The sequence below is a fragment of the Streptomyces marokkonensis genome (assembly GCF_039539045.1).
GTDB lineage: Bacteria > Actinomycetota > Actinomycetes > Streptomycetales > Streptomycetaceae > Streptomyces > Streptomyces marokkonensis.
The window spans coordinates 70,236-81,378 of sequence record NZ_BAABCQ010000008.1; the positions used below are offsets into that span (position 1 = coordinate 70,236).

Genomic DNA, 11,143 nt, shown 5'->3' on the forward strand with positions numbered 1-11,143 from the left:
CCGACCCCGACGAGACGCTCGCCGCCGCCATCGCCAACACCACCAGCCGGATCACCCTCGTCAGCGGACCGGACGAGCTCGCCGAGATCCTGGAGAAGCCGTTCGCGGCCTGGCGGGTCTTCCTGCACCCCTCACAGCGCCGGGTCGCCTACCGGGTTTCGCACGGTGGTCCGGTACAGGTCACCGGCGGCCCCGGGACCGGCAAGACGGTCGCCGCCCTGCACCTGGTCAAGCACCTGCTGACCCGGTCACCCAACGCGCGGGTCCTGCCCACCACGTACACCAACGCACTGGCCGCCTCGCTGCGCGAGAACCTCGGCCTGCTCCTGGACGGTGACGCGGCGCTGCTCGACCGGGTCGAGGTGACCACGGAAAACGCATACGCGCACGGTGTCGTTGGCCCGTATCGACGGCAAGGTGTCCTGTCCTCCCCCGTCGGTGACCGGGAGGAGCGGCAGGTGTGACAGCGGGTCGTCAGCCACGATGCCCGCCATGAAAGGGCTGGAGTTCCGCTGCGTGGCCGTGCTCGGCGTGACGGCGGGAGCGGTGCCGTTCACCCGGAAGGTGACTCCGGCAGCCGTGGACGCTTTGCAGCACGACTCCGACCTGTTGCGGGAACGCTGCCTCTTGTTCGTCGCCTGCACCAGGGCGCGCGAGGCGCTGGCCGTCTCGTGGAGCGGGGAGGGCAGTCCGTTCTTACCGGAAGCCTCGTGACAACGCGTCATTCCGGCGGTCGAAGCGCTCCGTTGCCGATGCCGTCGCGGGCCAGCTCGGCCGCCTGCCTGCTGAGCTCGGCGATCCGCCGCGTCCGTTCCTCGAACTCCCGCAGTCTGCGGTACGCGGTGCCGTAGCGGCGCTGCTCGGCGATGTCCATCTGCGGGATGCGGGCTCCCTTGCCGTCGAGCCGGAAGGTGCCGCTGGCACTCGTGGAGCGCCGGGTGTTGGACGCGCTGCGCAGGAAGCCCTGCAAGAAGTCCGTGTCGAGCTGGTCACTGGTCGAGACGGGTTCCGTGTCGCCGTACTCGACCAGCCCGGCGCGCGCGAGGTCGGCCACGCTCACCGACGAACCGTCCAGGGCACCGGGGCCCTCGCCCGCCACCAGTTCCGGAAGCAGCTCGGCCAGCTTCCTCACCTGCTCGGCCAACTCCGTGCGAACGGACTCGTACTCGGCCGCGTAGTCGCGGTGTGTCTCCCGCACGTGGCGGCCGGGCGTGAGGTCGACCGTGTCGTCGAGGAGGTCGATGAGGGGGACGTCCGCGATCTGCTCGGGTGCGGGCTCCAGGTCTTCGTCGGGATCCTTCGCCGTCAGGTCGATCATGCGGACGCTCGTCGCGGCGTCGCCGAGGGAAGACGGGCGGCGCAGGTGCCAGAGATGCACGGGGAGGGCGTGCGAGGCGGCGCTGCCGGCCGGCAGGGCCGTGACCTGGGTGAGGATGCCGCGGCGTACCAGCTCGGCGCGGATGCGCCGGCCTGCCTTGCGGTAGGCGACCGAGGCGGGCATGACCATGATGACCCGGCCGCCGGGTGCGGTGTGCGCGTAGGCGTGCTGGAGCCAGGCGAGCTCCCCTTCGGCGCGCGAGGGTGTACCCAGTTCCCAGCGGGAATCGAGCAACAGCTCCTCCCGTCCCCAGTCCGCGTCTCCCACGGGAGGGTCGCAGACCACCAGGTCCGCCTTGAGGTCCGGCCACTTGTCATCCCGCAGGGAGTCCCCGGCGACGATTTCCAGCCCGGTGCGCCCCGTCAGATCCGCGCGCAGCTGGGCGAGCCGGGCACTGTGGGGATCCGTCTCCTGACCGCGTCGTCTCGGCCCGCGGTCAGGGCCGACGGCGAGCAGCAGGGTGCCGATGCCGCACGCCGGATCGAAGACCGTGGCGTCGGACGCCACCCGGTCCGCGAAGTACCACAGAGCTCGGATGATGCGAGGTGAGGTGACCTGGTCCGATCCCGCCCTGCGCACGGAATCCGTGAACCGCTCCGCCAGAGCTTCCACCACCTCCCCCGCCGACCCGCTCTCGGCGAGGACACGCGCCAGGCGGACGACCTCTTCCGGCAAGGCGTTGGCGTCCGGTACGTCGTCGTCGGCGGCGGCGAGGACCTGTGCGACCACTGCGAGCCCCCGGACCATGTCGTCGCCGTATGCCGCCCGCAACGCCTGCCAGAGCTGCACCTCCTGCGAGACGTCCTGACCCTTCCGCTGCTTGTTCAGCCACGTCTGCACATCGGCCAGAGCGAAGAGAGGGCTGTTCACACTGCCACCGGCGGGCGCGGGAAAGTCGTCGTACCGCCGTCTCCAGTTGGAGACAGCGGCACGCGTGACGCCCGCCAGCCGGGCGATCTCGGAGCCGGTGACCATGGTGCCGGCCGGGGTCGCGGGAGTGTCTGCCATAGTAGGCAACCGTACACAGCACCTATCAGCACTTCAACGGCCGTCTTGTTGACTGCGCTAACGCGAAGAGGGCTGATGTGCCGGTAAACCAAATGTCGGGCACGGAGCGCGAAGACCAGGCATTCCAGGCACCCGCCTCGCGGCCGCCAGTACGCGCAGTACACGCAGTACGCGCAGTACGCGCAGTACGCGCCGGCACGGGATACGACCGACCCGGATTCGACCGACCCGAATTCGACCGACTGGAAGCATTATCAGGTAAGCGTGACCACGAAAGCGCCAGGGCGCGGAGGGACCGGGAAGCGGTGCGACGGGTCACCGCACACGGGGCGGCAGCCGTTCCGCCTCCCTGGACTGGGACGAGATCCGTGGCAGGACGCTCGGAGCGTGGCAGGCCTTCACGAACGACCCGGGCGCCTTCGAGGACGAGCCCGGCCTGGCCCGCGCGGTCGGCGTCGTCGACCTCCTCGACGACGTGGTGGACCTGACTCCGGCCCGTCTCGTACGGGCGTCGCGCGCGGAGGGTGATCCGGCCGAACTGTCGGCCGAGGTGGACGCCACGCGCCGCGATCTGGTGCGGGCGGCGGAGTCCCTCGGCCGGGCCGCCGGTTACGGGGGGTGGGGCGCGGCGGGCGCGCGTGAGTGGCGTACGGCGACGGTGTCGGACCTCGCACGGGGCGGCGCGCTGACGCTGTTGCGCACGGTCCCGGAGGCGGCGCGGGGACGTGCGGGCGGTGAAGGCGTGGACGGTGCCGTCGTCGACGACCGCCCGGTCCTCACCGCCGCGGACATCGCGCGCGGCTGCGGCCCGACGGGCGACGCGGCGAAACCGGGCGGCGGGGGCGCGGCACCGGTGATCGCTTCCGGGGACGTGCTCGTACGGGCCGTCGCGAACGGGGGCGGTCCGATGGCCCGGGTGGTGGGCGAGGAGGAGGCCGGCGCGCAGGTCCACCTGTTCCGGCCGGACCCGGCCCGCCTGGATCCCTGGTTCCTCGCGGGCTTCCTGGCGGCGGACGACAACATCGCGGGCGCGTCGACGGGCAGCACGGTGCTCAACGTCAGCCCGGGACGGCTGCGCGTGCCGCTGCTGCCGCTGGAGGAGCAGCGGCCGTACGGGGAGGCGTTCCGGCGCGTGCACGAGCTGCGGGCCCAGACGCGACGGGCGACGCGGTTGGCGGAGGACACGGCACGGCTGCTGGCCCGGGGGCTGGCCGGGGGGGGGCAGTTGCTTCCCTCCCGTGACGCGACCGGGCATTGGCCGGGCGGCGGGACACGTCCGTAGACCAGGAGGAGGGCCGCGGCCGACGACCACCCGCCCGGCCTCGCCCCGCCCCGCCCCGGCCCGGCCCCGGCCCCGGCCCCGGCCTCCACGGATTCTCCACCTCAGGTGGTTGACATCTCCGTTTCGCCATCCGCGTTCCCGACCCCCACCGCATCCACTACCGTGTCTCCAGGCGCGCATCACGGCTGATCAGACGCTCGCCATGACCGAATGTCGAGGACCCACGTGCAGACCACGCCCCTGACCCCCGAGGACCCGCGCTCGCTGGGCGACTTCGAGCTCCTCGGCCGGATCGGCCAAGGCGGTATGGGCCAGGTCTTCCTGGGGGAATCGCCCGGTGGTGAGCCCGCCGCGCTGAAGGTGATCAAGCCGTCGGTCGTGGACTCCGTGTCCCGTCAGCGGTTCGCGCAGGAGATCGAGGTGCTGAAGACCATCTGGGGCCCGCGCACGGCGGCGTTCCTGGGAGCCGACGCGGAAGCCGAACAGCCGTGGCTGGCCACCGAGTACGTGGACGGTCTGGACCTCGCCCGGTACGTGAAGACGCACGGCCCGCTGTCGGCCCCCCTCACCGCGGCGCTCGGCGCGGTCGTCGCCGAGGCACTGGCGGGCGTGCACACCCAGGGGCTGCTCCACCGCGACCTCAAGCCGGCCAACGTCCTGCTCGGACCGAACGGGCCGAAGATCATCGACTTCGGGCTGGCGGCCTTCACGGAGTCGCACGTCTCCCTCACCGCCTCCCACCAGATCGTCGGCACTCCGATCTGCATGGCTCCCGAGCAGGCCGCCGGCGTGAAGCCGCTGACAGCAGCCGTGGACGTGTACGCGCTGGGCGCGCTGCTGCTCTTCGCCGCGACGGGCCACTACCCGCACGAGGCGGCGACCCCGTACATGGTGTTCCACCTCGTCACCGACCCCGACACGGCGCCGGACCTGTCTGGCGCGCCGGACGACCTGGTGCCGCTCCTGACCGGCATGCTCGCCCAGGGCCCCGAGGACCGCCCGTCACTGACCGATGTGGTGCGGCAGTGCCGCTCGGTCATCGAGGCCCACGGCATGAAGATCGCCCAGGCGCGTCGCAGGCTCACCGCGCACACCGCGGGCCGACGGCCCGGGGCACCGTCCTCCGGCCAGTCCACCACCGTCCTGTGGCCCGCCCCCGTGAGTGACGCTCCGGGCACCGAGCTCACCCCGGCCGACCTGGACCCGCCGGTCCCTCCCGATGCCCCGGCGCCGGTCCCCTCCGAGACCCCGGCGCCCTCCCCCACCGTGATCGAAACGCTCGCGCCCGTCGGCCCGGCGGTTCCGGACTCCCCCGGCCCCGCGCCATCCGCGCCGCGGGATCCTTCCGGCGGCTCCCGCGGCGAGAAACCGGTGCCCGGCCGCCCGCTCGCGCCCTCCGGGCGGCCCACGGAGCGAGCGCACACGCTGCGGCACTCCGTGCAGGCCCGCAGGACGGCGGAGCGCCTCCGTTCCGTGTACGCGGCGAAGGCCCCGTTCTGAGAACCCGGCCCGGTCCGCACCACCGGGCCGCACCATCACCCCCCGACCACACGTTCCGCCGGTCCGGCCGCGCCTTCGCCGGCCGCCCGGCACGGGACCCCGCCACCCCGACGACACGAACGCCCAGGAGGCACCCGCGTGACCGCCGACTTGAGCACCGCTCCCCCTGTGAACGGTGAGGACGCCCAGTTTCCGCCGGGCGCCCAGATCCTCGTACGGGACGAGGTGTGGCTGGTGCGCAACGCGACGCGGACCGAGCACGACGGCGCCCGGATCGAGGCGGTGGGCGCGTCGGACTTCGTACGCGACCAGGAGTCGGTGTTCTTCACCGGTCTCGACCGGATCGAACTGCTCGACCCGAGGCGGACCCGCCTGGTGCGGGACGACTCACCGAACTTCCGCCGCTCGCGCCTGTTCCTGGAGGCGGTGCTGCGCAAGACGCCGCTGCCGCAGGCCGAGCGGGGCCTGGCCCTGGCCGACTCCTTCCTCCTGGACTCCCTCCCCTACCAGCAGCGTCCCGCGCAACTCGCCCTGTCGGGCCGCAACCTGCGTCCCCGCCTGCTCATCGCGGACGTCGTCGGCCTCGGCAAGACCCTGGAGATCGGCCTCACCCTGGCCGAGCTGATCCGCCGCGGCCGGGGTGAGCGCATCCTGGTCGTCACCCCGCAACACGTCCTGGAGCAGTTCCAGCACGAGCTGTGGACGCGGTTCGCGATCCCGCTCGTACGCCTGGACTCGGTGGGCATCGAACGCATCCAGCGGGAGATCCCGGCGGGCCGCAACCCGTTCACGTACTTCAAGCGGGTCATCGTCTCCATCGACACCCTGAAGAACACCGACCAGTACAAGCACCACCTGGAGCGGATCACCTGGGACGCGGTCGTCATCGACGAGTCGCACAACCTCATCAACAAGGGGTCCCTGCGCAACCAGCTGGCCCGCACGCTGGCCCCGCACACGGACGCCCTCCTGCTGGCCTCCGCGACCCCGCACAACGGTGACGCCCGCTCCTTCGCCGAGCTGATCTCCCTGCTCGACCCGGCCGCGATCAGCGACCCGGAGCACTACCGCGCCGAGGACATCAAGCACCTGTTCATCCGGCGCACCAAGGTCAGCCCCGAGGTGCGGGAGCAGATGAAGGGGCAGTGGGCGGACCGGGGCCCCTCCCGTTCGGTGCGGATCACGGCCACCCCCGCCGAGGAGAAGGTCTTCGAGGAACTGGCGGCGGTGTGGTTGCCGTCCGACGGGTCGAAGTCGGTCAGTGACGTCCCGCTGTTCCCGTACACGCTGCTGAAGTCCTTCCTCTCCTCCCATACGGCGCTGAAGGCCACGGTCGGTACGCGCATCAAGACGCTGGAGAAGAAGAACGAGCCGGAGTCGACGGCCGCCGAGCGCACTGCCCTGCACCGGCTGCTCGAACTGGCGTCGGAGATGGCGGAGGCGGACTCCGGCAAGTTCGGTGCCCTGCTGGAGCAACTGCGGGAGATCGGCGTCGGGCCGAAGTCCGCCACCCGGGTCGTGGTCTTCTCCGAGCGGGTGCAGACCCTGGAATGGCTCGCGCGGACCGTGCCACTGGCGCTCGGCTTCAAGGGGAAGGCCGCCCAGCAGGCGGCCCGGGTCATGCACGGCGGCCTGTCCGACGAGCAGCAGATGCAGTGCGTGGAGGACTTCGGCCTCGCGGACACGCCCGTACGCATCCTGTTCACCGGCGACGTCGCCTCCGAGGGCGTCAACCTGCACCGCCAGTGCCACCAGCTCGTCCACTACGACGTGCCCTGGTCCCTCATCCGCATCGAACAGCGCAACGGCCGCATCGACCGCTACGGACAGCCGCACCAACCGCAGTTCCGGGCGCTGATCCTCACCAGCTCCGTCGACGGCGCCAAGGACGACACGCTCGTCTCGGAGCGCCTGCTGGAACGTGAGGCCCAGGCCCACCGGTCGCTGGGCACGGCGGAGGCGGTGTCCGGCCTGTACCGGGCTGAGGCCGAGGAGAAGTCCCTCATCCAGGACCTGCTGCGGGGGCGCGGCGTGGACGAGTCCCTGGACGCCGACCGCACCTCCGGTACCGGCGCCGACGACGGCGTGGAAGACTTCCTCGCCGACTTCTTCGGCGCCGTGGGTGACGACCCGGAGGAGGACGCCGGAACCGGTGACACCGGCGGCGACGGCAGTGGCAGCGGCGACGGCGGCTCGGCCGTGCCCAGGGCACACGTGCCCCACCTGTTCGCCTCCCCGCGCGACTTCCTCGACGAGGCGCTGCGCGAGGTCTACCCGGACGCCCACGACCGCCTGGACCTGTCCGCCGACCCCGAGACCGGCCTGCTCTCCTTCGTCCCGCCCTCCGACCTGGTCCACCGCCTCAAGGCGCTGCCCCCGGAGTACGTCCGCGAGCAGGGCCTGCGCGACCGCCTGAAGGTCACCTTCAACCGCCGGCTCGCCGACCACAGCCTCACCCGCGCCCGTGCCTCGGCGACGTCCAGCTGGCCGGACATCTCCCTCCTGACCGACCTGCACCCGGTCATGGAGTGGCTCACCGACAAGGTCCTGGTCCGCCTCGACCGCCAGGAGGCACCGGTCCTGACGGCCGACGTGCCGCGGCCCACGTACCTCGTCCAGGGCATCTACTCCAACGCCCTCGGCCGCCCGACCGTCGTCAAGTGGATGGCGGTCACCACGGACGGCGAGGTCGACGACGACATGGTGGCGCTGCTGCGCCGCGCCCGGGTCGGCCCGACGATGGCCAACCCCGGCCTCGCCCACGACACGACCCTCCTCGCCGAGGCGATCCCCGGCGTCCTGGACAGCGCGGAGGCGTTCCTGGAACAGCACCGTGAGGCGTGGGACGAACCCCTGAGGGCACCCATCGAGGAGTACAAGACCCGCCTGGGCTCGTGGGAGCAGCCGACGCTGACGGGCAACGCCACCGCCCCCACCGGCACCCGCGAACGCCTCGCCTCCCTCGCGGACTCCCTCCTCACCACCGGCCGCCCGATGCTCCGCGTACTCGCCGTCCTCGCCCCGGCCCACGCCGCCGCCTGACCCATCACCCAGAGGTTCACCACGATGACGTTCGACTCCCTGGTCAACCGCGGCGACTACTTCTCCGCGCACTACCTCGCCGAAGTCCTCCCCAAGGACATCAAGTCCGGCCTGCTCGCCGACTGGAAGCAGCGCGAGGAGGACGCCGCCGGCACCGAACGCCCCGAGGACGCCCTGCCCGTCACCCCGCGCGCCGGCCTGCGGGCCCTGCGCCGCCCCTACTTCGCGGCCCGCTCCTACTTCACGATGGACGAGGAGCGCGCGGCGACCGGCGACGACGCCGTGACGTACGACGCCCCCGAGTGGCGCGACCGCGTCCACGCGCTCAACGCGGAGGTGCTGCGCGCCCTCGGCTTCGACGCCAAGCCGGGCACGCTCACCGTCGTCCGCGCCGACCAGTCCCACGAAGTGACCGTCGCCCACGTGGAGAAGGACCTCGTCGCCCTGGACTGCGGCTGGTCGGCCGAGCCCGACGACGCCCTGGACCCCGACGGCGCGGGCCGCCTGCTCGACGAACCGAGCCTGGACGGCCGGCACACCCTCACCACCGGCTCCAAGCTCGCCTCCTTCCTCTTCGCCTGTGAGGACGCCCCGCGTTACGTCCTGCTGCTGGTCGGCGGCGTGGTCGTACTCGCCGACCGGGCCGCGTGGGGCGAGGGCCGCTACCTGGCCGTGTCCCTGGACGGAGTGCTGGAGCGCAACGACACCAAGTCGGGCGGCGAACTCGACACGGTGGCCGCCCTGTTCGGCGCCGATTCGCTGCGCACCCCCGAGGAGGGCGGCGAGAACCCCCTCTCCACCCTCCTCGACAAGTCGACGAAGCACGCGGTGGGCGTCTCCAGCGAACTGCGCGACGGCCTGCGACTGAGCGTCGAACTGATCGCCAACGAGGTCCTGGACCGGCTCCGCGAGGCCGGCGTCCGCCCGGAGGAGGTCAAGGAACTCCCCGAACTGGGCAGCCAGTTGACCCGTGAGTCGCTGCGCTACCTCTACCGCGTCCTGTTCCTGCTGTACGCGGAGGCCCGCCCCGAGCTGGGCATCCTGCCCTCGGACTACCCCGAGTACCAGATGGGCTACGGCCTCGGCCGCCTCGGCGAGCTGATCGCCGAGCGCGACCTGGTCGACGAGAAGTCCCGCAAGGGTTTCTACCTCCACGAGTCGCTGGACCTCCTCTTCCGCAAGGTCCAGGAGGGCTACCGCCCGCGCCGCACGCACGGCGTGAACGCGGAGCCGACGACCGAGGCCGTGACCGCGAGGACCTCGGAGGACATGGGCCTGCGCTTCGAGCCCCTGCACTCCAAGCTGTTCGAACCGGACGCGATCCGGCTGATCGGCCGGTACGCCGTCCCCGACCCGCGCGTCGACATCGAGGACGAGTCCGGCGGGGGTGGTGACGGTGATGGCGCGGAGCGCTTCATCGACACCCGCCTGCGCAACGAGACGCTGTACCGGGTGCTGCGCCTGCTGATGCTGACCCGCGGCAAGAGGCGCGAGCGCGGCGGCTTCATCTCCTACGCCCAGCTCGGCATCAACCAGCTCGGCGCCGTGTACGAGGGCCTGATGTCCTACTCGGGCTTCGTCGCGGGCGAGGAACTGTACGAGGTCGCGAAGAACGGCGACCCGAAGGACGGCTCCTGGCTGGTCCCGGCGACCAAGGCCGACGAGTATCCCGACGAGGTCTTCGTCCGCCACAAGGACGAGGACACGGGCGTGGAGGAGCGCGTACGGTACGCGCCGGGCGCCTTCGTGTACCGCCTGTCGGGCCGCGACCGCCAGACCTCGGCCTCCTACTACACGCCGGAGTCACTGACCCGCGTCACCGTCCAGCTCGCGTTGCAGCACCGCCTGGACCAGGACGACACGGTGACCGAGGCGCGCGAACTCCTCGACTGGAAGATCTGCGAACCGGCCCTCGGCTCGGGCGCGTTCCTCAACGAGGCGATCAACCAGGTCGCGGCGGAGTACCTGCGGCGCCGCCAGGACGAGCTGGGCGTCGCCATCGACACGGAAAAGTACGCGGTCGAGTTCCAGAAGGCCAAGGCGTACATCGCCCTGCACAACTCCTACGGCGTGGACTTGAACGACACGGCGGTGGAGCTGGCGGAGGTGTCGTTGTGGCTCAACACGATGCATCCGGGGATGGAGGCGCCCTGGTTCGGGCTGCATCTGCGGCGCGGCAACTCGTTGATCGGCGGGCGCAGGGAGGTGTACTCCGCCGAGCGCCTGAAGAAGGGCGGCTGGCTGGGGACGACTCCGGAGCGCTTCCCTCTGTCGGAGGCGCTGGCGGGGGCCGCGCTGCCTGAAGGGGCGGTGCATCACTTCCTCCTCCCGGCGAAGGAGTGGGGCGCGGTCGCGGCCGAGAAGGAGGCCAAGGCGCTGGCTCCGGGAGAAGCGAAGGCGCTGGCCGCCTGGCGGAAGGCGATCACGAAGTCGCCCAACGCCACGCAGACCAAGCGGTTGCAGGGGCTGGCTCGGCGGGCGGAGTACCTGTGGGGGCTGGTCGTGCGCCGGCTGGAGATCTCCGAGCGGGAGATCTCACGGCGGGTCGACGTGTGGGGCGCGGAGGACGGCTGGCTGCGCTCACCCGAGGTCGCAGTACCGAGGGAGAAGGTCAAGGCCGACCTGGAGGCGGTCGACACCCCGTACTGGCGCCTGAAGACGCTGATGGACGCGTGGTGCGCGCTGTGGTTCTGGCCTGTGCAGGAGGCTGCGCTGCTGGACGGGTCGGACGAGGCGTACGTGCGGGCGGCGGAGGTTGCTTCGCAGTCGGCGGAGTGGGTGGTGTCCACGGCTCCCGCTCCGGTTCCGGGTCAGGCGGGGGTGCCTGCGCGGGAGACGTATGAGTCGGAGGACCTGTTCGGCGGGGTCAAGGTCGTCGAGAAGTCGGAGGCCAAGCGGTCTTAGGAAGACAATTCACGTAAGCAACTCCTTGG

Annotated in this window: 5 protein-coding genes and 1 pseudogene; 5 read left to right on the forward strand and 1 reads right to left on the reverse strand. The window is 71.6% G+C overall.

Going from position 1 to position 11,143, the window contains the following annotated elements; genetic code table 11:
• Positions 1 to 2: 2 nt before the first annotated feature.
• Positions 3 to 461 (forward strand): annotated as a pseudogene (locus tag ABEA26_RS03440) (UvrD-helicase domain-containing protein); the annotation flags it as partial.
• A 31-nt stretch (positions 462 to 492) separates the two neighbouring features.
• Positions 493 to 714, forward strand: a complete 222-nt coding sequence (locus ABEA26_RS03445) for a 3'-5' exonuclease (RefSeq protein ID WP_345589050.1) — start codon at positions 493 to 495, stop codon at positions 712 to 714.
• Positions 715 to 721: 7 nt separating this feature from the next.
• On the opposite strand, the gene ABEA26_RS03450 is transcribed toward ABEA26_RS03445, so the two are convergent.
• Positions 722 to 2,386: an HsdM family class I SAM-dependent methyltransferase gene (locus ABEA26_RS03450; protein ID WP_345589052.1), complete on the reverse strand. Its 1,665-nt coding sequence runs from the start codon at positions 2,384 to 2,386 to the stop codon at positions 722 to 724.
• 475 nt (positions 2,387 to 2,861) lie between these two features.
• Here ABEA26_RS03450 and ABEA26_RS03455 point away from each other — a divergent pair, with 475 nt between their 5' ends.
• The 3 genes from ABEA26_RS03455 to ABEA26_RS03465 all read left to right on the forward strand — a co-directional run bounded on the left by ABEA26_RS03455 (position 2,862) and on the right by ABEA26_RS03465 (position 8,210).
• On the forward strand, positions 2,862 to 3,668 hold the full coding sequence (locus ABEA26_RS03455; protein WP_345589054.1) for a restriction endonuclease subunit S domain-containing protein: 807 nt from the start codon (positions 2,862 to 2,864) through the stop codon (positions 3,666 to 3,668).
• Between the two features lie 225 nt (positions 3,669 to 3,893).
• The gene (locus tag ABEA26_RS03460) at positions 3,894 to 5,168 is read left to right on the forward strand and encodes a serine/threonine-protein kinase (protein WP_345589056.1); all 1,275 of its coding nucleotides are present in this window, start codon (positions 3,894 to 3,896) and stop codon (positions 5,166 to 5,168) included.
• Positions 5,169 to 5,306: 138 nt separating this feature from the next.
• Entirely contained in the window at positions 5,307 to 8,210 is a 2,904-nt protein-coding gene (locus ABEA26_RS03465) for a DEAD/DEAH box helicase (protein WP_345589058.1), read from the forward strand.
• Positions 8,211 to 11,143 lie beyond the last annotated feature (2,933 nt).

Excerpts from the sequence above, each read along its gene's own strand:
- ABEA26_RS03445 (WP_345589050.1), top strand. The coding sequence starts at position 493 with ATGAAAGGGCTGGAGTTCCGCTGCGTGGCCGTGCTCGGCGTGACGGCG.
- ABEA26_RS03450 (WP_345589052.1), bottom strand. The coding sequence starts at position 2,386 with ATGGCAGACACTCCCGCGACCCCGGCCGGCACCATGGTCACCGGCTCC.